The following is a 21,929-nucleotide window of genomic DNA, read 5'->3' on the forward strand; positions in this document are numbered from 1 at the left end:
TTTTTATATCATCTCATATATAATGCAAATCACGATTCTGAAACATATTTCATAATTCTAAGATTCTGTCTCTGGCAAAATTTTATTTTCATTTTTCACCAGCCGTGTCCAGCGTAAACCAGAACTCCACACCGTTCTCATGGTTCTTCACACCGCACGCCTTATGGTGCATCTCCATGATCGCCTTGACGATCGAAAGCCCGATGCCGCTGCCGCCATATTCCCGCGTTCTCGCTTTATCTACCTTGTAAAACTTCGTCCAGAGGTTCGGAAGCGCTTCGTCCGGGATCGGATTTCCCGTGTTAAACACTTCCACGCAGACCTCTTTTCCATCGCGCCGGTGGTCAATCCGGATCTGAATCTTCTTCTCCCCGCCGCCCACATGATGAATCGCGTTCGTCAGATAATTGGTGATGACTTCCTCTATTTTAAATTCATCGCCCATGACGTAGACCGGTTCCTTCCCGTCAAAATCCACAGTCAGCTCATTCTGCTTAAGCAGCACACCGGAAGAAGAAATCACACTGGCAATCAGCTCCGTCAGGTCAAACCGCTCCACAGACAGCCGTTCTCCGCCAAATTCCAGCGCCGTCAAGGTCAGAAGCTGGCGCACCATCCGATTCATTTTCCCAGCCTCGTCCATGATAACGCCGCAGTAATAATCGCGGTTCTCCTTGTCCTCCGCCATGCCCTCGACGAGTCCTTCCGCATAGCCCTGAATCAGCGCGATCGGCGTCTTTAACTCATGCGACACATTCGCGATGAACTCCTTACGCATCTCATCGATCTGCACTTTCTCGTCAATATCCTTTTTAAGCTGTGCATTCGCCTCTTTCAGTTCCCCGATCGTTGTCTTGAGGCGCTCCGAAAGCACATTCATGCTGTTTCCAAGCGTATCAATTTCCTCCGTCGAGCGGCAGCTTGTCTCATAACGGGCATCAAAATCCAGGTTCGACATCTTTTCCGACAGCTCCGACAGCCGTTTGATCGGCATCGTAATGTGCCGGGTAATAAAATAAATCAGAATACTTCCCGCCAGAATTACCACGATTCCAACAAACATCAGAAACCGGTTTGAGATAGCCGCGCTCTCATGGATGCTCTCCATCGGCATCGTCATGATGAAAATGGTCGCATTATCCGAGAAAAACCCCCAGCTTTCCAGATAAAACGTCTTGCTGAGCGGGTCAAACGTCTTCTGAATCATGTAGTTGTCATATTCCCGCAATACATCCCGCTTCGCCCCCGCATGACCGACGATATAGCGCCGCACCCGCTCACGCATGACTTCCACATCCCGCGCCGAGGAGACGAGTGTCTGGTCACTCTCGCTGTCATATAAAAGCAGGGAAATATTCGACCGGTCACGCAGCTCGCGGATCACATTTGCCAGCCGGACACCGCCGCTCGAAGCTTCCTCCCCATCCAGTGCATCCGCCGATGCATCCTCCGAGTCATCCTCCAGCACCACCGTGTCACCTTCCGCATATTCACCCAGCGCATCCTGTGTCTCAGCGCCAGCCCTATCACCAGTTCCATTTTTACCAAACTGAGCCGAACCGCCATCCGCACTGTCCACATCAGAACTTCCATCTTTCGATTTCTGGTACTCTTTCCAGCCCGAATTCAGCTCCGCCTGTGCGTCCTCCAGCGAACTCTCGCCATTCCGGACCTCATTCTGGATAATCGCGTCAATCGCCCGATATCCCTTTTCCAGCGTATGAATCTTATAATTCTGGTAATATCCGGACAGAAACCAGTTATTGATACACCAGATAAGCGCGATTGCAACCGTCATCAACCCGGCAAATATGATTGTAAATTTCCATCGGACCGAACGTTTCATTCGCTTACCTCAAATTTGTAGCCCATGCCCCAGATCGTCTTGATGTACTCGCCTTTCTCGCCCAGCTTACTCCGAAGCTTCTTCACATGCGTATCGATCGTCCGCGCATCGCCGAAATAATCATAATTCCATACATTATTCAGAATTTTTTCTCTCGAAAGCGCAATTCCCTGATTCTCTGCAAAATACGTCATCAGCTCAAATTCCTTGTAGCTTAAATCCACCGGTTTTCCATCCACGCTGACCTGATGTGCCGTCTTATCAATGTGGATGCCGCCCACATCGATCACATCCTGGCTGCCGCCGTTACTGCGGCGCAGGATCGCCTCCACACGTGCGACCAGGATCTTCGGACTGAACGGTTTGGAAATATACTCATCCACGCCCAGATTAAAGCCCTGCAGCTCGTCGCTCTCCTCGCCTCTCGCCGTCAGCATGATGATCGGCACCTGCGAATACTTGCGGATCGTCTTCACAACCTCCCAGCCGTCCATCTTCGGCATCATCACATCCAGAAGAATCAGCGCAATGTCCTTCTGCTGGAAAAACAGATCCACCGCCTCCTCGCCGTCCCCGGCTTCCAGCACCTGATACCCTTTAATCGAAAGGAAGTCCTTCACCAGCTTCCGCATCCTCGCCTCATCGTCCACGACCAGTATTTTAATCTTATCCATAAAATCTTCACCTCATTTATTTTACTCTGCCGTGTATGACAGAACCTTTTTCCACGCTGTCATATCCTGATTACATTCTCAATCTGTCTGTATTTTAGCAGATTCGGGTGGGAGATTCCATAGGTTCACAAAAGATTCATAGTTTCTGCCACATATAGAAAAGAGAGTCCTTTTCCATCCTCCTGAGTTCCCCAATGCAAGCAATTTATATATTCAGTTGCCAAGGACAAATGGAACTTTTTCATCTCACACGCAAAACAGGACTGTCCGACAAAATCCAGTATTTCCCTACATTTCTCATCCAGCCCTGTTTGCTTTCTATTTCACAGTCTTCCCAGGCTGTTCCATATCTTATATTTTATTCTTCGGTCTTCTCCGCTTCATCGCTCTCGACCACACCAATGGAAAGATCTTCAAGCTGTTTCGGATCAACCTGAGACGGTGCTTCCATCATCAGGCAGGAAGCATCTTTTACCTTCGGGAATGCGATGACGTCGCGGATGCTGTCTGCGCCGACCATCAGCATAACCATACGGTCCATACCGTAAGCCAGACCAGCGTGCGGCGGTACTCCGTATTTGAATGCGTCTAACAGGAAGCCGAACTGCTCCTGTGCTTTCTCCTTCGTGAATCCAAGAACCTCAAACATCTTCTCCTGGATGTCTGCCTGATGGATACGGACAGAACCGCCGCCCATCTCGGTACCGTTCAGGACGATATCGTATGCTTTTGCACGTACCTTGCCCGGATCAGTATCGATCAGCGGAAGATCCTCTTCCATCGGCATGGTAAATGGATGGTGCATAGCTACGTAGCGATCCTCTTCCTCTGAATATTCAAGCAGCGGGAACTCGGTTACCCACAGGAACTTGAAATCATCCTTCTTTAAGAGGTCAAGCTGTCTAGCGATCTCCAGACGTAAGTTTCCAAGTACATCAAATACAACTTTATCCTTGTCAGCTGCGAACAGAAGCAGATCGCCCGGCTTACCGCCCATAGCAGCCACCAGTGCATCCAGCTCTTCCGGCTTCATGAACTTGGAGAAGGAGCACTTGTAGGTACCGTCCTCATGGATTGCCAGATATGCAAGACCTTTTGCACCAAAGCCTTTTGCGTACTCAACCAGCGCATCGATCTTCTTTCTCGGCATAGCGCCCTGTCCTTCTGCGTTGATACCGCGGACAGAGCCGCCATTTTCCAGTGCACTCTTAAATACAACGAACTCGCAGTCTTTTACTACATCCGATACGTTTTTCAACTCCATGCCGAAACGCAGATCCGGCTTATCGGAACCGAAACGATCCATTGCCTCGCGCCAGGTCATACGCTGGATCGGAAGCTGCAGATCGTAATTGCAGATCTCCTTGAAGAGCTTCTTTAACAGACGCTCATTGACATCCAGAACGTCCTCAACGTCAACGAAGGAAAGCTCCATATCGATCTGGGTAAACTCAGGCTGACGATCGGCTCTTAAGTCCTCGTCACGATAGCAGCGTGCCAGCTGGAAGTAGCGGTCATATCCAGAACACATCAGAAGCTGTTTTAACAGCTGCGGAGACTGCGGCAGTGCATAGAAGCTGCCCGGATGTACACGGCTCGGTACCAGATAGTCTCTCGCGCCCTCCGGAGTACTTTTAATCAGAGTCGGAGTCTCAATCTCAAGGAAGCCCTCCTCTGCTAAGAATGCACGGGTCAGGATAGCCACGCGGCTTCTTGTCATCAGGTTTCTCTGGATATCCGGACGTCTCAGATCCAGGTAACGGTATTTCAGGCGAAGATCCTCTTTGGTTTTGGAGTTCTCCTCGATCGGGAACGGCGGTGTCTCAGACTCTGCCAAAATGCGGAGGTAATCCGCGCGGATCTCAATCGCACCTGTCTTTAAGTTTTCATTTACTGCACCGGAACGTGCCTCTACGCGTCCGGTTACAGCGATAACGAACTCGCTTCTCAGCTTTTCTGCCTTTGCAAAGCTCTCAGCGCCGCAGTCAGCTTCCTCGAAGATCAGCTGCAGGATACCGGAACGATCCCGCAGATCCACGAAAATAATGCCGCCTTTATTTCTGCTCTTCTGAACCCAGCCCATAACGGTTACTTTCTCACCGATATTGGCAGTTCCCAGCTCGGTACAGCGATGGGAACGTTTCAGTCCTGCCATAGATTCTGCCATGATAGTATTTCCTCCGTTTATTATAGTTTTATCTGAAAAATTCAAAAACTGAATCACTTCAAACTGTCTTTGTAAAATTCCACGATCTCCTCGTAGCCGTCCTTCGCCAGCTGCTCCTTCTGGAATTTCTTGTTCTTGTTCATCTGTGCGACTGCCACGCGGGTGCCGTTAGCGCGCTCTTCCTGTGCTTTCTTTAAGACGGCACGGAACTGCTCGCCGCTTAAACCTTTCTCATACAGGAATGCTTTCTTGCCGGCTGCCTCCGGTACTTTGAAACCGGAATCCATCAGGATCGTGATGATACGCTCAAAACCGATGGAAAATCCGCACGCCGGTGTATCGACGCCGGTAAATTTGCCGATCAGCTTGTCGTAACGTCCGCCGCCTGCAACGGAGCCGCCGAAGCCTTCCATGGAAACCTCAAAAATCGTTCCGGTATAGTAGCCCATGCCGCGCACCAGCGTCGGGTCAAATTCAAGACCGAATTCGATGTCTGCAACCGCTTTAACAGTCTCCATGATCGTTGCCAGATTCTCTGCCTTTGCCGGATCCATCACGCCGGAGAGCTTCTCGCCCAGCGCGCGGACGCCTGCCGCATCGTTCTGAATCTCTGCCAGAAGTCCGGTGTATTTCTCAACCGCCTCTGGCGCATAACCTTCTGCAAGCAGCTCTTCGCGGACACCGTCCAGACCGATCTTATCCATCTTATCGAGAATGATAAATACCTTATCGGTCTCATTTTCCGGAAATCCGCTGTAATCTGCCATGCCCTTTAAGATCGCACGGTCATTGACGCGGACAGTGTATGCCTTGTCCGGGCAGATGCGCTTCAGCGCCTTGGTAAGCGCCAGAATCTCCTCGATCTCAGCCAGGTTTGTCGCATCACCTAAAATATCGATATCACACTGTACAAACTGACGGAAACGCCCCTTCTGCGGACGATCGGCACGCCATACGCTTCCGACCTGCAGCGCCTTGAACGGCGCTGATAAATTAGCAGAATTGTTTGCATAATAACGGCTGAGCGGCAGAGTTAAGTCATAGCGGAGACCACCGTCTACGACATCTGCCTCTGTCTGTGCTGCCTCGACGTTCAGCTTCTCGCCTCTCTTTAAAATCTTGAAGATCAGCTTCTCATTGTCGCCGCCCTGCTTGCTGGTCAGGTTCTCAATGTGCTCCACGCACGGAGTCTCGATCGCTGAGAAGCCGTATCCGCGGTAGGTATCTTTGATGATATTCAGCACATAATCCCGGATCTCCATCTCGCCCGGAAGAATGTCCTTCATGCCTGTAACTGGTTTTTTCTTTAAAGCCATGTGTCAAACTCCTTCTATGTCTTTCTGCGACCATATTTCCCGCGCAAAGAAAACTTCACTTTTCCATGCTGGAAACTGGATTTTTATGTTTCTCTGTTACAAAGTGTTTTTCTGCATCTGACACCCTGTATCTGTGAATTTTTCGTTTTTACTCTCTTCGTCCAAGCAGCTTCTCTTTCCGCCCGATCATCTCATCGATCCGGTCGATATACTGCTCAACTTCCTTGACGTTCTCCGCCCTCTCAATCCGGTTTTCTGCCGGGAAATAAACCTTGGTAGTCGTTCCCGCACCGCAGGCGGCGATCGTCTGTTTTTCTTCCATAATCAATATATTATAGAGACATTCCTTGCCCGGAACCGCATAACCGACATTTTCAAAATTGCCCGCCATATTTTTCTGGCGGTAGAGATAGTACGGTTTCAGTCCCATCTCCTCGGCATACTGCGCGGTCAGGTCAATCATCTCCTGTGTATTGACAATCTTCAGATTTCCGTAGCGCTCCTTATAGATATTCAGGCGCGCCGCGCGCTTGATCGCCAGCGAATGCACCGTCACGCTGTCCGGTCTGAGTGCCTTGATCTCCTCCATTGTCTGGCGGACATCGTCGATCGTCTCCTCCGGCAGACCCACGATCAGGTCCATATTGATATTGTCAAATCCCAACTCCCGCGCCAGCAGGAATTTTTCCTTCACATCCTCCACCGTATGACGGCGTCCGATGAGGTCAAGCGTCGCCTGCTTCATCGTCTGCGGATTGATGGAAATACGGGAAATGCCGTGATTCCGGAGCACCTGCAGCTTTTCGCGCGTGATGCTGTCCGGACGTCCCGACTCAACGGTAAATTCAACTGCCTGTTCCACCGGGAATAATTCTTCCACCTTTGTCAGGATCTCATCCAGATCCTGCGGATTTAACGAGGTCGGTGTGCCGCCTCCAAAATAGATGGTCGAAAGCGGGCGATCCTTCATCTGCTCCGCCACATATTCCATTTCCTTAAAAAGCGCCTCTTTGTAGAGGTCCATCCGTTTTTCCCATTTCACAATCGGAAACGACGTAAACGAACAGTACAGGCAGGTTGTCGGACAGAACGGGATTCCCACATACAGGCTGTACCCATTCTCATAATCGATCGTGGACAGCAGGCGTCTCTCGCGCTCCGCCACGTCGATGCTCAGATCGATCTTTTCCTTGCTGGTGAAATACGTCTCGCGCATATAGGTCTCGATCTGCTCGTCCGTCCAGCCATCATACAGCTTCGTGAGCGCAATCTTCGTCGGACGGATGCCGGTAAGCGTCCCCCACGGAAGCTCTCTGCCGGTCTGGGCACTCAAAAGACGGTATAACGTCTGTTTGATCTCATTTTTCGTCTCAAAACGGTTGGAAAAATCCGGATAAATCAAAGCAAAGTGAACAGCTTCTTTCTTCACCGGCGTCACATCCAGTGAAAACGAGTTTCCGTCCCGGACTCCCCGTACAATCAGCTCCGCCTCCCCGGCTTCCTCTTCCTTGTGCGTAAATGTCTCGCCCGGATAAAATGCCATCAGGAGCTCACGGATATCCTGTTCAAAGGACGCGTCATTTAACAAAATCGCTATCATGCTTCGCGCCCCCTGTATCCCGCCAGCGGATTGTACTGTTTTTCGTCGGCGATCGTCGTATATCCCATGTGTCCCGGATATACATTCGTATCATCCGGCAGGTTCAGAAGGATATCTGCCACCGAATGAATCATCTGACGTCCGCTTCCAGTCGGGAAATCGATGCGTCCGTAAGAACCTTCAAATAAGGTATCTCCCGAAAACAGCACCTTCTCTGATTTTACATAATAACAACAGGAACCTTCTGTATGTCCCGGTGTATGAAGCATCTGGAACGTGTAGCCCGCTGCCTCGAACGTCTCTCCATCCTTCAAAAGCATATCCGCTTTCAGATGCAGACCGCCGCCCTGAAACTGGACGGACAGGTTCTTATCCGGATCCGCCAAGACCGCCTGCTCCTGCTCACAGGCATAGACCGGCACGCCCAGATCCCGTCTCAGCTCTTCCATCGCCGTCACATGGTCAAAATGTCCATGAGTCAGCAGAATCGCCTTTGCCTTCGCTCCGGTCTGCGCCAGTGCATCCTCGATCCGCGCCGCCTCATCGCCCGGATCGACAATCACAGCTTCTTTCGTCTCCGGATGCACCGCAATATAACAGTTCGTCTGGACCATTCCCACGATCAGCCGTTTTATCTCCATCTTTTCCTCCTAATAATATGTGAAACTTTCACAGGGTGTAAGTACCTGTGAAATATAGAGAGAACCGCTTATCCGGCAGTTCTCTCTATATCTAATACTCCTTCAATCTGTCTGAGTTTATCAGATAATTTATTTAATTCCTCAATTCCGTGAATATCGAACGTCATGACGATCGTCGCCTTGCCCTGCTTGCTTGTCCGCACATTCATCGAGGTAATGTCGATCTGGCGCTCGGTAAATACCTTGGAAATATCCACAAACATGCCGATGCGGTTGTTCGCATAGATCTTGATTTCGGTGGAATATTTTTCCGTGCCCGTCTGTGCTTCCGGCTGCTGCCACTCGGCTTCAATCAGGCGCTCACGCTCTTCCTGCGGCAGATTCATCACATTGATGCAGTCCGTCCGGTGGATCGAGATACCGCGTCCCCTTGTGACAAATCCGACGATCTCATCGCCCGGAACCGGGCTGCAGCACTTCGAAAAACGAACCGCCAGATCGTGGATTCCCTTGACAACGATACCGCTCTTCGACTTCCCGGCTGCGATCACCGGAACCTTGTTTCCATCCGACGCCATGTTATCGAGGATCGTCGTGTCGGTTACTTCCTTCTTTAATTTCTTGTTGCGCTCATCCAGCATCTTGTTGATGACCTGTCCCTCTTTGAGGGCGCCATGTCCGATCGATGCCAGAACGGAATCCCAGTCACGGTACGCATAGCGCTTCATGACCTTTTCCATATATTCCGGTTTATTTAACTCTGAATAATTGATGTCCTTCGCCTTACAATATTTATCCAGAAGCGCACGGCCGCGCAGAATATTGTCCTCTTTCAGCTCGCTCTTGAACCACTGGTTGATCTTATTCTTCGCCTGTGTGCTCTTAACCAGTTTCAGCCAGTCGCGGCTCGGTCCCTTGGAATTCTGGGAGGTAATAATCTCGACACGGTCACCATTTTTAATGACATAATCGATGTTGACCAGTTTTCCGTTGACACGGGCACCAACCATCTTGTTGCCGACCGCACTGTGGATCGAATACGCAAAATCGATCGGGGTGGAACCGCTCGGCAGGTTCTTGACATCACCCGTCGGGGTAAAGCAGTATACATCATCCGTAAAGAGGTCCAGATCACTCTTTAAGAGACTTAAGAACTCTTTATTATCGGACATATCCCGCTGCCATTCCAGGATCTCACGCAGCCAGGAAAGCTTTGCCTCGGCGCTGTCGATCGCCGCCTTGCTGCTTCCGCTCTCCTTATATTTCCAGTGTGCCGCGATACCATACTCAGCGGTACGGTGCATCTCATAGGTGCGGATCTGAATCTCAAACGGCTGTCCGCTGCTGCCAATCAGAGTCGTATGCAGCGACTGGTACATATTCGGTTTCGGCATGGCAATATAATCTTTAAAACGTCCCGGAATCGGTTTGTACATCTCATGGATGACACCGAGCGCCGCATAACAGTCCTTCACGCTCTCCACGATAATCCGGACCGCAAAAATATCATAGATCTGATCCAGCGTCTTGTCCTGGTTTACCATCTTTTTATAGATGCTGAAGAAATGTTTCACACGGCCGTCTACCTTGGCTTCGATGCCCGCATCGTCCATATGTTTCTTGACTTCATCCATAATCTTATGGATAAACGCCTCCCTGGTGTCCTTACGGAGCGCCAGTTTTTCGGACAATTCTTTGTAAACCTCCGGCTGGAGATATTTGAGAGACAAATCATCCAGCTCGGTCTTGATCTTGGAAATACCAAGACGATCAGCAATAGGCGCGTAGATATCCATCGTTTCACGCGCCTTTTCTTTCTGTTTTTCCGGCTTCATATATTGAAGCGTCCGCATATTGTGCAGACGGTCTGCCAGCTTAATCAGGATAACCCGGATGTCCTTCGCCATCGCTAAGAACATCTTACGCAGGTTTTCCGCCTGAATCTCTACTTTATCGATCGTCCACGAGATCTGGGTCAGCTTGGTAACACCGTCTACTAAAAGCGCTACCTCCTCGCCAAAGATCGCCGTGATCTCCTCCTCTGTCATGACCGTATCTTCCACGACATCGTGCAGGATACCTGCCACCAGAGTCTCTTTATCCAGCTCCAGATCCGCCAGAATGATCGCCACACAGAGCGGATGAATGATATACGGTTCACCTGATTTACGCCTCTGGTCCTTGTGTGCGTCATACGCGATCTGGTACGCTTTCTCAATCATGCTGATGTCATCCGACGGATGGTACTTGCGAATGGCGGCAATCAACTCATTATACAGTACCTCCGGACTCGTAAAATCCGCCGGCGCTTCAATTTCCTGATCCAGCTTTTTTATTTTATCCAAATTTCCCATATATGCCTCCTGACCCTTCCGTAGATAACTGAAACGCCTGCCGTTCGGAATCCGGAAAGCGGTTCACGCAAATGAAATAAAATATTATATAGAATACCCCTATTATACGAATATTTGACAAAAAATGCAACGGCAAACTATTTTGTTACTGTTCACGCATACGTGCCTAGTAACGGAAATTGCCGTGGCTTCGCATTTAAATACGGCAAATTCCTGCTGTCGCCACGTTTTCTTACGGCACTTTCGGTTCCAAAAGTGCCTACCCGTGAACCGTTATCTATTTCCCCTCATAGGTAATTAGGGCATCCACCGCATATCCGTTCAGTTTTTCGCGTCCCTTTAAGCCTGCCAGCTCCATCACGCAGCAGATTTTTACAACCTCGCCGCCCATCTTCTCGATGAGCTTGACAATCGCCTCAGTCGTTCCGCCGGTTGCGATCAGGTCGTCAACGATAACTACCTTCTGTCCCGGTTTAATGGCATCCTCATGCATCTCCAGAACCGCGCTGCCATACTCCAGATCGTAGCTTACAGATACCGTCTTGCACGGCAGTTTGCCTTTCTTGCGGATCGGCACGAATCCCTTGTGCATCGCATATGCAACCGGCACGCCGAAAATAAACCCGCGGGACTCCGGACCAACCACGATATCATAATCCACGCCCTCTAAGGATTTCTGGATTCCGTCGATCGCAAGCTGCAGTCCGTCTGCATCCTGTAAAATCGTAGTAATATCGCGGAAAATGATACCCGGCTCCGGGAAGTCCGGAATGCTTCTTACATATTCTTCCAGCTTTTTCATGATTTTAACCTCTTTTCTATAAATTTTGTATCTCAATTTCTCAGTTTTAAATCGACATCCGGCTCTTTTTCCACCGTTCTTCTCATTTTTGCAGAAGTTTTCCCCTGCTTCTTCTTCCTTATATACATAGAAGCCACAATCACCGCCAGCACAAACAGCGCACCTCCGCTGATCAGCAGTCCCTCATGCAGTCCCTGCGGATAATACCTGAGTTCCACCGTATGGGTTCCCGCGGTCAGTTCCACGCCGGTAAATGCCTTCCAGACCGGACGCGTGATAGCTTCTTTTCCATCCACCGTGACCGTCCAGCCCTCGTCATACGGGATCGTGAGGAACAGCGTTCCGCCCTCGCCCGCGTCGATCGTGCCCTTCATCGCCTCCTCGCCCAATGTTTCCAGTTCAAATGGATGCTGGTTGAGGCGCTCATAGAGCGCACGCAGCCCGGCTTCGTCAAAGCGGTACGCGCTCGCGTCCATGCTTCCGGCACTGTCATTGCTCTCCAGCAGAATCAATGTGCCTGCCTTCACATATCCGGTTTCCACCAGATACCCGCGTTTCAACGTATCAATGCTACGGCTCTCCCCGCCGACATCCAGTTTAACCGAATCAATCTGACGGTTTGCGACACTTATATAATACTCCCCATCTTCCGGTGCTGTAAAGGAAAAACGATTCCCCTGCTCCTCCCCGTCCGTGAAAATCAGGCACTCCGGCACGCCCAGCACATCCGATAAATCATTCTGGACATCCGCTGGCGAAGAAAGATCGCGTTTCCAGCCCGTTTCTACTATGTCCGGCAGGATAAAGCCGAGCGGCAGCGTCCACGGATTCTCATAGAGGTACGTGTCACCTGAAAATGCATAGAGCGACAGGCGCGGATTGTCCTGCTTGCCCTCATAGAGTGCATATTTGATTGAAAATAACGAATCCACCAGCGGCGTACTTCCCACGATGCTGTATGCGTTCGTTGAACCTTCGCAGCCCATCTGTTTGAAGAAATCCGTCACCCCGGCATTTGCCACCGATGAAAACAGTGATACGGATGGAAAATGCATCCACGCGCCATCATTTTTCGTGCGCGCATTCGTTTTATCAATCCGGTAAAATTCCGTCTTTTTGAGCGGTTCTGTCACCGCTGCAACATCCTGATTGTCTGCCACATAATCAGTCCGGCTCGTCGTCGGAATACTCGTTGCCGCCATATTGGCAAGCGCCTCCACACTTACCAGCGCCATCGCCAGAAGCGCCGCCGTGAACGCGAAATGTTCTTTATTTTGATAGAAATAAAAGACGCCCAGATACAGCAGCAGAAGCACCACTGCCACATACCAGACAACTGGCTCAAACGCATCGTCCGTCACCAGCTTTTCTGCCAGAATCACGTAGCCAATCGCGGCGGATGTCACCCCGGCAAACTGCCGTTTGGATATTTCATCCAGATATAGATACGCCCGGAAACACATCGTCAGCACCAGCGCGATATAGATAAACGACTGGCGGCACGGCAGGCTGTTCGGGTAATGGAAGCCATGCCAGATAAAATTCAGCACGTTGAACGAAAAGCTGGCATAGAAAAAGAGAAGCAGCACACCGTACACAACCTTTTCCCGGATCGCAATCCGGCGGTTCAGAAAATACAACCCCATGAAAATGTAGACTGCCACGCCGCAGTAAAGGTTCGGCCAATGGTCGAGTCCCGTCTCCACCTGTACATTTCCGATGTGCCGCGCGATCATATCAAAGATCGGGAAGTAGATTTCCAGTGTGGTCGGAAAATTAAAATCGCCAGACGCCGTACTCTGCAGCGCCGCAATCTCCGGAAGAAGCACCGCAGCCGCCAGCGCACCCGCCAGAAGCGAATACACACCAAACAGGAAAAAGCTGTGCAGACAATCTTTCCATCCCGGCCGTTTCTCCAGAAACAAGAGCGCCACATAGTAAATCACCATGAAGAGACATATCATAATTGATATATAGTAGTTGGACAGGATTGAAAGTCCCAGCATCAGGCAGTAAAAAAGCCTTTTTTTTTCGCGCACCAGCCGCTCCAGGCCGTGCAGGATCAGCGGCAGCAGCACGATGCAGTCCAGCCACATGATATTCCAGCTATACGCCGCCATATAGCCGGACAGCGCATAGAATACGCCGAAATAGCACGCTCCAAACTTCTGCGAACCCGTGTGCTTTTTCAGATACCACGCCATCGAAAGACCCGCCAGACCGCTCTTGAACACGATCATGTAGGTCATAAATTCGATAATCAGGGACGACGGGCATAACAGCAGCAGCCAGTTGAACGGGCTCGCCAGATAGTACGCATAGAGCGCGGCAAAGTTTACGCCCATGCCGACATCCCAGCTGTAAAGCAGGCTCTCGCCACTTAAAAGCTTATGCCGGAATTCCGAGAAAAACGGCGCATACTGGTGGTACATATCCGTCCGCAGGAAGCTTTCCTGCCCAAAGGGGAAAATACCGCGGTATGCAAAAATCAGGATCAAAATCACTACCGGCAGGAAAAATGCCGCCAGGAGATCATCCGACGGACGGAAAACCGCAGCCAGGCGGCCCATTCCGCGGGGTGATTTCTCTGGTTCATCCCACTCATCTAATTCATCTAATTCTTCCTGCTCCCAGTCATCATCATTCAACTCTTTAATGACATCTGCTCTGGACTCTGAAAGTTTAGATTTTCTGGCATCTTCTTCCTGTCTCCAGGCCGGCATTCGTTCAGCACGTCTCATATCTGTACAAGCGGTCTCCGAATCCACGTCCGCACCTTCCCGCTCGTTCTCATACTCCTCTATTTTCCCCGTTGTTTCCGCTCCCGTAAGCTCCCTGAGTGCTTCTTCCAGTTTACTGGAACTTTCGTCTCGTTCTCTTTGCTCCATCTTCCCTCCATCCAGAATCCTGTTCAGGCGGCGTTTTCTCTACTCTTTCCGGCTTTTCCGGTCTGTCTTCAGCATCCATTTCCGCTGTCATTTCTCCACACAGCCCTATTTCGAGGATTCTTTCTTTTTGAAAATAAATAATTTACTGCAAATATAATTCAGCACCAGCGAGATCGCTGATACCACAATCTTACAGATCATATCCTGTTTGATTCCCATGCCGTCTACCATCACGATCATCGCCACATACGTGAACACCGATGTGAGAATACGGCAGGAGAAAAACGAAGCCATTTCCCTAAGAAGATATACAGGGCGGAAATTGTAGCTTCGGAATACCCAGATCTTGTTTGTCACATATGCAAACAGGATCGCCGCCGCCTGACAGCAGATCGTCGCCATACGGTAGTTCATGCCGTTGTGGCGGAAAACCGCATAGGAAATCCAGTCCACCAGCGTCGTCAGAACGCCGAATATCAGATACGATATCGTCTCCCTGTTTACAAACTTTCCCCAGATCAGGGATAACTTTTCCTTTATCATCACTTTTTCTCCGAAAAAAGAATTGTATGGGCAGCGGTCCTTCGACATCCCCATACAATTCCTGTACTTTCTGTAACACACCGGACTCTGATCCGGCAGTTTTATGATTGAAACGTAACTGTCTTCTGCATTTACAGTTACTCCTGCTATTACATTTCCTCTAACAGCTTGTTTACGCTGACCAGCTTCACGCAGAGAGTGAAGAGCTCAGTTGCAATGATCAGATCCTGCAGCGGCGGATAGGACGGAGCAATACGGATGTTGCGGTCTTCCGGATCCTTGCCATATGGATAAGTTGCACCGGCTCCGGTCATAACAACGCCTGCTTTCTTGCACTTCGCAACGATCTCCTTCGCACAGCCGTTCAGGGAATCAAAGGAAATGAAGTAGCCGCCGTGCGGTTTTGTCCAGGTACCAATCTCCAGTCCGCCTAACTCGCGGTCGAGAATGTTCTCAACAGCCTCGAATTTCGGGCGCAGGATGTTGGCGTGCTTTCTCATGTGCTCTACCATGCCGTGGATATCCTTGAAGAAACGCACGTGGCGGAGCTGATTCACCTTATCATGACCGATAGTCTGGATCTTTAACTGCTTCTTGATATCGTCCAGGTTGTTGTGGGAAGTTGCGATTGCCGCAATACCAGAACCCGGGAAGGTAATCTTGGAAGTTGAAGAGAATTTGTAAACCATATCCGGGTTACCGGCTTTCTTACATTCTGCCAGAATCTCCAGCACATGATCCTGCTCATCGTCATATAAATGATGAATACCGTATGCATTGTCCCAGTAGATACGGAAATCCGGAGCAGCCGGATGCATGCGTGCCAGACGGCGTACCGTCTGATCGGAGTAGGAATTGCCGGTCGGGTTAGAGTACTTCGGAACGCACCAGATTCCCTTTACGGTCGGGTCGGTTGTCACATACTGCTCTACCAGATCCATATCCGGACCATCTGCGGTCATCGGAATGTTGATCATCTCGATGCCAAAATATTCAGTAATGGAGAAATGTCTGTCATATCCCGGTACCGGACACAGGAATTTAACCTTGTCAAGCTTGCACCACGGGGTATTTCCCATAACGCCATGAGTCACAGAACGGGAGATGGTGTCGTACATTACGTTCAGGCTGGAGTTTCCATAGATAATGATATTGTCAGCCGGAACCTCGATCATATCCGCTAACAGCTCCTTCGCCTCGCTGATACCGTCCAGACCGCCGTAATTGCGGCAGTCTGTCCCATCTTCGCAGGTCAGATCACTGTCGCTGCTCAGTACGTCCATCATTCCCATCGATAAATCAAGCTGCTCTGCACTTGGCTTACCGCGTGACATATCCAGCGTCAGATTCTTGCCCTGAAACTCCCGGTACTGATCGCTCAGATCACGCTTAAGTTCCAGAAGTTCTTCTTTCGTCATCTCGCTATAAGGCTTCATCCTTCAACATCCTCCTTGTTTCTCTTATTTATTTCATCATAATTTCATGGTCTGCTTTTCATCCAGCTCCCCTTGTTCAAGGGTTCGGAGCATCTCATCTAAGCATCGTTATAATAATAACATAGGTACAAAGGGCATGACAAGCATTAATTTGTTATGTCAGCACATAAAATTTGTTATATGGTACTGCTTGGTTTTTCCGATTCGGTGCATTTCACGGACACCAAATTATAATAAAAACATGATGTTCCCCCTTCTTTCATATATTTATGAAAATATATCTTTCAGGTCACATCATGTTCATTCATTTTCCCATGCATTTTGTTCCATCACGTTTCCGGCACATCATTTCCCCGCTGCTGGTTCCCGCCCTGTTTGCCATCGCTTTCTTCGCCGGGCAGACTGCCGCACATTTCCTGCGCCGTCCATCCGGGCACACGGTTTCAGCGCCTGTTATCGCCTGTGGCTCGCTCCCGCCTGCCTTTGATTCCGGTTCGATTCCGGTTTCCGCAGATGGAAACTGGGGACTTGGATTTCCCAGTCCAGGGCAGACACCGGTCGGCAATGCCTCCGCCGACACTTTAAAAAATTTTGATGCTTTCTATGTAGGCGATACCTCCAAGCCCGTCATCTATCTGACCTTCGACGCCGGATATGAAAACGGCTGCACACCTGCCATTCTGGAAGCACTGAAAAAACACCATGTCCCGGCAACCTTTTTCGTCGTCGGCAACTATCTCGAAACCAGTCCTGAACTGGTAAAACAGATGATCGCAGAGGGTCACACCGTCGCCAACCACACGTATCACCATCCCGATATGTCCCGCATTTCCGACAAAGCAGCATTTGAAAAGGAGCTGACTGCCCTGGAAACACTCTACCAGTCCGTCACCGGGCAGACAATGAAAAAATATTACCGTCCGCCGCAGGGCAAATACAGTGAATCGAACCTGCAGATGGCAAAGGAGCTCGGCTACAAGACCTTTTTCTGGAGTCTCGCCTATGTGGACTGGATGCAGGATCAGCAGCCATCCAAAGAAGAAGCATTTTCCAAGCTTCTGACGCGCATCCACCCCGGCGCGATCGTCCTTCTGCACAGCACTTCGCAGACCAACGCTCAGATTCTCGATGAACTTCTGGCAAAATGGGAGGAAATGGGGTATCAGTTCGGGCGATTAGATGAATTATAAAATTATACCAGCAGCATTTTCCGGATAAACGAAAGGATCGCGCCTCCGATGCTGCAGAACAGCAGAAATCCGTGGTTCGCATTGAGCGCCTCCAGTGCCGCATAGCCGCCGTCTACAATCGGCTGTAAGCTGCCCGCATTCTTCGGCATCAGGTACGCTGCCGGACCGGCTACTAATACCAGAACAAGGATGATTATAAACGGGATAAATCCGCGCCCCGTATCGTATTTTTGCAGCCGTACTTTACCACCCGCGTGCTTGCCTGACAGAATCCACAGGCACCAGATCGTGCCCATCAATACCAGAAATACGCCAATCCCTACATACAGCCCCAGACCATAATTTTCCTCGGTAATCATAGTTCCGATATAGCCCAGATCGTCGCCGCCATACCGAAATGCCTTCGCATTCGCCCAGGTGATTCCCGCCATCAGAAGAAAACTGGCTGCCTGCATCACGCGCGCCATCAGCACAACCACGCCGGTTACTCCGGCTGCCGTCACATCCAGCACGGACGGACCGTCATTTGAGTCACTCTGCGTATGCGCCTCACTGCGCTCCGCCGCCCGTCTGGTGCGCTCTGCCTCCCGGGACTGGCGTTCCAGTTCCCGCTGGTGGCTGCGCTCCATCCGATTTTTCTGACGCTCTGAGCGCTCCCGCTCCGACTCCAGAGCATGAAGGCGTTTTTCCATCTGCTTCTGCTGTTTTGCATCCCGCTTATCCTCTTTCGCGCTGGAAGAAGAACGTCTCGCGTCCTGTCGTCTGCGCGATGCCGCTTCACGGTCGCGGCGGGCATCCTCCTGTGCCTGGGATTGGCAGCGTTCATTGTCGCGGCGCTCTTCCTCACGCTTCTGTGCGTCCTGACTCTGGCTGCTCCGCTTTTCCTGACTGTTTCGTTTCGATCCAGAGCCGGATTCCGCCTTTTTCTCATCCGATTCCATCCGAGCTGGATTCCGCTGTTCTGAATCACCGTCGTCATAGCTATTTTCCGGCTTTCTTCCCACCGTTTCCTGTTCTCGGCGTACTGTATCATTTACAAGCGGAGTTCCGCAGTTACTGCAAAAATTTCCAACTGCTTCCTGTCCGCATTTTGGACACTTCATTCTATTTTCTCCTTCCTCCAAACGATTCTTTCCATCCATTTCCGCACTCATTTCTGGCATTTGAAACGCATTTAACCAATGTACATTTTTTTTACACAGCCAGAACTTTATTTCCTATTTCCCATGCCCAGCTGCCAGAACGCCACTGCACTCGCTGCTGCCACGTTGAGCGAATCCACGCCGTGTGACATCGGGATTTTCACGGTGTAATCGCACGCCGCGATCGTCGATGCCGCCAACCCGTCACCCTCGGTTCCGAGAATGATTGCTAATTTTTCTTCCTGCGAAAGCGCCGGATCCGCGATACTCACGGAACGGTCACTGAGCGCCATCGCCGCCGTGCAAAATCCCAGCTTCTTAAGCGTTTCCATACTGTTCTCCGCCCAGTCGCCCTTCGGAATGTACGTCCACGGCACCTGAAACACTGTTCCCATACTGACACGGCTTGCGCGGCGGTACAGCGGGTCACTGCATCCCGGTGTCAGAAGCACCGCATCCATAAAGAGCGCCGCCGCTGACCGGAAAATCGCCCCCACATTCGTAGGATTTTCTACATTCTCAAGAATCGCGATCCGTCTGGCACCTGCACAGATTTCCTCGATCCCCGGCATTTTCTTCCGTTTCACCGCACACAGCATCCCGCGCGTCAGTTTAAAGCCGGTCAGGCGCGTCAGCACATCAAATGGTGCCGTAAACACAGGCACTCCCGCACACACCGGGCGTTCCAGAATCTCTCGCCCTTCTGTCTCGATATGGCGTTCTTCCATCAGAAAAGAAACCGGCTCATATCCCGCGTCGAGCGCCCGCCCGATGACCTTCGGGCTTTCCGCAATGAAAAGACCTTCCTTTGGTTCATTATAATGAAATAACTGCCCCTCGCTCAGCCGGGCGTAGATATCCAGCTCCGGCGCTTCCAGGGTTGTAATTGAAATATGATTCATTCTGCTTTTCACCTTTTTAATATGGTTTTCATGTTCTATCGAGTATACCACATTTCTTACAAAAAGGAAGTGCTGATTATGGACGCTGACATGAAATCATTCCTCTATTCTGCCGCATTCTATCATCCTCTTTCCGATTCCGTTCCTATTTCCATACAAATCTATCTTCGGCAAAAGATTTGACTTTTTCATCCCTGTTTTCCATACCGCCTATCATAACGCTGAACCCCCGCTTTATGTCAATCATCTGGGCAAAGATTTCACACAAAGTTCAGAAATAAAAAATGGGTTCTGACACATCTATGTGGGACTTCCAAAACAAAAAAACAGAACTGTCGACTAAATCAGCTACACAGTTCTGGTTTTTCTGTTACTTATAAGAACAAAAGACTATTGTCAGCCCTATCCTAGCGCCCCGCACACTCCATAATAATCCTCTCACACATCTCATACCCCAGCACTGAACTGTTCAGCGACAGTGTATAATTACTTGCCATCCCCCACTTCTGATCCGTGTAAAAGCGATAATTGCTCATACGGCGCTTATCAATGTCTTCTGTCATTTTGATCGCTTCCTGTTCCGTAACATTGTATAAGCCGCAGATCCGCTTTACCTTCTCCGGTATATTTCCGTGTATAAATACGTTCAGAACGTCATCCCGATCTTTCAGGATAAAGTCCGCATTTCTACCTATTATCACACACTCTTCTCTTTCCGCAATATCCAAAATGATCTTTCTCTGCGCTTCATAGATCATGTCTTCGACGGATCGTCCCATCTGGTCGCGCCCTGAAAACGCATAGGCAAATAACCCCTTCTTGGGTGACAATTCCGCATTCTCCTGGATATACTTCGGTGAAAATCCGGACTGCTCCGCAATCTGTCCGATCATCTCCTTATCGTAGTATTTCACACCCAGTTTCTGCGCCACTTCCATACCGATAAAACGTCCGCCGCTTCCAAACTCCCGGCTGACCGTAATAATTCTTTTTCCCATCATCCTATCCTCTCTCCTTACTCCAAATGTTCCACTTTATTCGTTCTGATTTTCTTCAAAAATCCATATCCCACCAGGCAGGCGGCGAGCTCTGTGATCGGAAACGCCCACCAGATAAGCGAAACACCTGCCTGACCGTTTCTCACAAAGATTGAAAAGATGCCTGCCAACGGCAGAATAATCACAAACTGTCTGAGCAGTGAAATCACCAGCGACTGGATGCCACTGTTGAGCGCCTGATAAATACCCTGATATGCCACATTGATTCCGGCAAAAATAAAGCTGATGGAAATGATTCTCATTGCCCCGATAAAGTATTCTCTGGACGATCCGGCATTAAATAACCCGGCAAACATCCCTGGGAAAACCTCTGTGATTGCCATGCCCACAATCATCAGAACAACCGTATAGAACAGACCATATTTAATTCCATCCAGAATCCGCCTTCTGCTATGCATTCCGTATGCAAACGCGATGATCGGTGTGATGGCGTCGCGCAGACCAAACGCAAGGAACAATACAAACTGCTGTACTTTGTAGAAGAGTCCATACGCCGTCTGGGCGGAAGGATTGAATTTCAAAATCAGGTTCATCACATACACCATAATAGACATGAGCGCCTGCGCGATGATCGCAGGAAGTCCGATCGCGTAGATTTCCCTTATAATTCCGACATCCGGCTTCATATATGTGAAATCATGCTCAAACTCTTTGTTTAACTTCATATGAAAAACAAATAATAAAACCGCCGATATGACCTGCCCGATCACCGTTGCATAGGCAGCGCCCGCAACTCCCATCTCCGGGACAGGTCCAATTCCATAGATCATAATCGGGTCCAGAATGATATTTACCACTGCTCCCAAAACCTGACCGATGGTCGAATAAAACGAACGCCCTGTTGCCTGCAATAATTTTTCAAACAAAGAGAAAAATACGATTCCAAACGAAATCACGCAGCAGATCCGAAGGTACTCCGTTCCCATCGAAATAACCTCCGGATCGACCGTCTGCGACGCGATATATGCGTTTACTCCAAAGAGTCCGAATAACAGACATACCGCATAAATAATCACACCCAGAAACAGGCTGTTTCCGGCTGCCTTTGCAGCTTTTTTATTATTTCCCTGTCCCAGCATCCTCGCAAGAAGCGCATTCGTTCCCACGCCGGTTCCAATTCCCACTGCCACCATCAGCATCTGGATCGGGAACACCAGTGTCAGCGCATTCAGGGCGGCTTCGCTTCCTACCCTCATATTTCCCACAAAGGCGCTGTCCACGATATTGTAGACTGCCTGCAATGCCATCGATAAAATCATCGGTATGCCCATCTGGATCATGAGCTGATTTACCGGCATATCCTTCATCTTGTTGCTTTCTGCCATTTTAAACTAAATCCTCCTTTTTTCCGCATAAAAAAGAATGTGCCT

General features: G+C 50.0%; 16 protein-coding genes. 1 reads left to right on the forward strand and 15 read right to left on the reverse strand.

All coding sequences use genetic code 11. The features are described 5' to 3' along the window. Positions 1-88: 88 nt before the first annotated feature. The 11 genes from DW739_RS08025 to DW739_RS08075 form a co-directional block, all read right to left on the reverse strand. Positions 89-1,846 (reverse strand): HAMP domain-containing sensor histidine kinase, encoded by a 1,758-nt coding sequence (locus DW739_RS08025; protein WP_118742895.1) that lies wholly within the window; start codon positions 1,844-1,846, stop codon positions 89-91. Beyond that, the gene (locus DW739_RS08030; RefSeq protein WP_022359328.1) at positions 1,843-2,520 is read right to left on the reverse strand and encodes a response regulator transcription factor; all 678 of its coding nucleotides are present in this window, start codon (positions 2,518-2,520) and stop codon (positions 1,843-1,845) included. The genes DW739_RS08025 and DW739_RS08030 overlap by 4 nt, the downstream gene beginning before the upstream one ends. A 358-nt stretch (positions 2,521-2,878) precedes the next feature. Further along, positions 2,879-4,687 carry an aspartate--tRNA ligase gene (gene aspS, locus DW739_RS08035; RefSeq protein WP_107000508.1) on the reverse strand — a complete coding sequence of 603 codons (1,809 nt, stop codon included), beginning with the start codon at positions 4,685-4,687 and terminating at the stop codon, positions 2,879-2,881. Positions 4,688-4,740: 53 nt separating this feature from the next. Then, positions 4,741-6,003: a histidine--tRNA ligase gene (gene hisS / locus DW739_RS08040; protein WP_107000509.1), complete on the reverse strand. Its 1,263-nt coding sequence runs from the start codon at positions 6,001-6,003 to the stop codon at positions 4,741-4,743. 148 nt (positions 6,004-6,151) lie between these two features. Further along, positions 6,152-7,603 carry a coproporphyrinogen dehydrogenase HemZ gene (gene hemZ, locus DW739_RS08045; protein WP_022359325.1) on the reverse strand — a complete coding sequence of 484 codons (1,452 nt, stop codon included), beginning with the start codon at positions 7,601-7,603 and terminating at the stop codon, positions 6,152-6,154. Next, on the reverse strand, positions 7,600-8,244 hold the full coding sequence (locus DW739_RS08050) for an MBL fold metallo-hydrolase (RefSeq protein WP_022359324.1): 645 nt from the start codon (positions 8,242-8,244) through the stop codon (positions 7,600-7,602). Before DW739_RS08050 ends, hemZ begins: the two co-directional genes overlap by 4 nt. A 68-nt stretch (positions 8,245-8,312) precedes the next feature. Beyond that, entirely contained in the window at positions 8,313-10,598 is a 2,286-nt protein-coding gene (locus DW739_RS08055; RefSeq protein ID WP_022359323.1) for a bifunctional (p)ppGpp synthetase/guanosine-3',5'-bis(diphosphate) 3'-pyrophosphohydrolase, read from the reverse strand. A gap of 277 nt (positions 10,599-10,875) precedes the next feature. Further along, positions 10,876-11,400 carry an adenine phosphoribosyltransferase gene (locus DW739_RS08060; protein ID WP_022359322.1) on the reverse strand — a complete coding sequence of 175 codons (525 nt, stop codon included), beginning with the start codon at positions 11,398-11,400 and terminating at the stop codon, positions 10,876-10,878. A gap of 32 nt (positions 11,401-11,432) precedes the next feature. Then, entirely contained in the window at positions 11,433-14,288 is a 2,856-nt protein-coding gene (locus DW739_RS08065; protein ID WP_118742896.1) for a YfhO family protein, read from the reverse strand. 105 nt (positions 14,289-14,393) lie between these two features. Further along, complete coding sequence (locus tag DW739_RS08070; protein WP_118684793.1) at positions 14,394-14,831, reverse strand: GtrA family protein; 438 nt, start codon at positions 14,829-14,831, stop codon at positions 14,394-14,396. Positions 14,832-14,980: 149 nt separating this feature from the next. Continuing rightward, complete coding sequence (locus DW739_RS08075) at positions 14,981-16,267, reverse strand: aminotransferase class I/II-fold pyridoxal phosphate-dependent enzyme (protein WP_117796177.1); 1,287 nt, start codon at positions 16,265-16,267, stop codon at positions 14,981-14,983. Between the two features lie 296 nt (positions 16,268-16,563). On the opposite strand from DW739_RS08075, the gene DW739_RS08080 reads away from it, so the two are divergent. Next, positions 16,564-17,457 (forward strand): polysaccharide deacetylase family protein, encoded by an 894-nt coding sequence (locus tag DW739_RS08080; protein ID WP_243023752.1) that lies wholly within the window; start codon positions 16,564-16,566, stop codon positions 17,455-17,457. Between the two features lie 2 nt (positions 17,458-17,459). Here DW739_RS08080 and DW739_RS08085 read toward each other — a convergent pair whose 3' ends face one another. The 4 genes from DW739_RS08085 to DW739_RS08100 form a co-directional block, all read right to left on the reverse strand. Then, positions 17,460-18,560: a zinc ribbon domain-containing protein gene (locus DW739_RS08085; protein ID WP_118742897.1), complete on the reverse strand. Its 1,101-nt coding sequence runs from the start codon at positions 18,558-18,560 to the stop codon at positions 17,460-17,462. Positions 18,561-18,667: 107 nt separating this feature from the next. Next, on the reverse strand, positions 18,668-19,501 hold the full coding sequence (locus DW739_RS08090) for an RNA methyltransferase (RefSeq protein WP_022359055.1): 834 nt from the start codon (positions 19,499-19,501) through the stop codon (positions 18,668-18,670). 407 nt (positions 19,502-19,908) lie between these two features. Continuing rightward, positions 19,909-20,502: a cytidylate kinase-like family protein gene (locus DW739_RS08095; RefSeq protein ID WP_333549888.1), complete on the reverse strand. Its 594-nt coding sequence runs from the start codon at positions 20,500-20,502 to the stop codon at positions 19,909-19,911. Between the two features lie 14 nt (positions 20,503-20,516). Then, positions 20,517-21,884, reverse strand: coding sequence for an MATE family efflux transporter (locus DW739_RS08100; protein WP_118628929.1), 1,368 nt, complete (start codon positions 21,882-21,884; stop codon positions 20,517-20,519). Positions 21,885-21,929: the final 45 nt, after the last annotated feature.

It is taken from the genome of Clostridium sp. AM28-20LB (assembly GCF_003480665.1).
In the GTDB taxonomy this organism is placed as follows: Bacteria; Bacillota; Clostridia; order Lachnospirales; family Lachnospiraceae; genus Otoolea; species Otoolea fessa.

Bases quoted from the DNA above. Each gene is read 5' to 3' on its own strand.
- DW739_RS08095 (WP_333549888.1), bottom strand. From the start codon at position 20,502: ATGATGGGAAAAAGAATTATTACGGTCAGCCGGGAGTTTGGAAGCGGC.
- DW739_RS08100 (WP_118628929.1), bottom strand. From the start codon at position 21,884: ATGGCAGAAAGCAACAAGATGAAGGATATGCCGGTAAATCAGCTCATG.
- DW739_RS08060 (WP_022359322.1), bottom strand. From the start codon at position 11,400: ATGAAAAAGCTGGAAGAATATGTAAGAAGCATTCCGGACTTCCCGGAG.
- DW739_RS08085 (WP_118742897.1), bottom strand. From the start codon at position 18,560: ATGAAGTGTCCAAAATGCGGACAGGAAGCAGTTGGAAATTTTTGCAGT.
- hisS (WP_107000509.1), bottom strand. From the start codon at position 6,003: ATGGCTTTAAAGAAAAAACCAGTTACAGGCATGAAGGACATTCTTCCG.
- DW739_RS08080 (WP_243023752.1), top strand. From the start codon at position 16,564: ATGTTCATTCATTTTCCCATGCATTTTGTTCCATCACGTTTCCGGCAC.
- DW739_RS08070 (WP_118684793.1), bottom strand. From the start codon at position 14,831: ATGATAAAGGAAAAGTTATCCCTGATCTGGGGAAAGTTTGTAAACAGG.
- DW739_RS08090 (WP_022359055.1), bottom strand. From the start codon at position 19,501: ATGAATCATATTTCAATTACAACCCTGGAAGCGCCGGAGCTGGATATC.
- DW739_RS08025 (WP_118742895.1), bottom strand. From the start codon at position 1,846: ATGAAACGTTCGGTCCGATGGAAATTTACAATCATATTTGCCGGGTTG.
- aspS (WP_107000508.1), bottom strand. From the start codon at position 4,687: ATGGCAGAATCTATGGCAGGACTGAAACGTTCCCATCGCTGTACCGAG.
- hemZ (WP_022359325.1), bottom strand. From the start codon at position 7,603: ATGATAGCGATTTTGTTAAATGACGCGTCCTTTGAACAGGATATCCGT.
- DW739_RS08055 (WP_022359323.1), bottom strand. From the start codon at position 10,598: ATGGGAAATTTGGATAAAATAAAAAAGCTGGATCAGGAAATTGAAGCG.
- DW739_RS08065 (WP_118742896.1), bottom strand. From the start codon at position 14,288: ATGGAGCAAAGAGAACGAGACGAAAGTTCCAGTAAACTGGAAGAAGCA.
- DW739_RS08050 (WP_022359324.1), bottom strand. From the start codon at position 8,244: ATGGAGATAAAACGGCTGATCGTGGGAATGGTCCAGACGAACTGTTAT.
- DW739_RS08030 (WP_022359328.1), bottom strand. From the start codon at position 2,520: ATGGATAAGATTAAAATACTGGTCGTGGACGATGAGGCGAGGATGCGG.
- DW739_RS08075 (WP_117796177.1), bottom strand. From the start codon at position 16,267: ATGAAGCCTTATAGCGAGATGACGAAAGAAGAACTTCTGGAACTTAAG.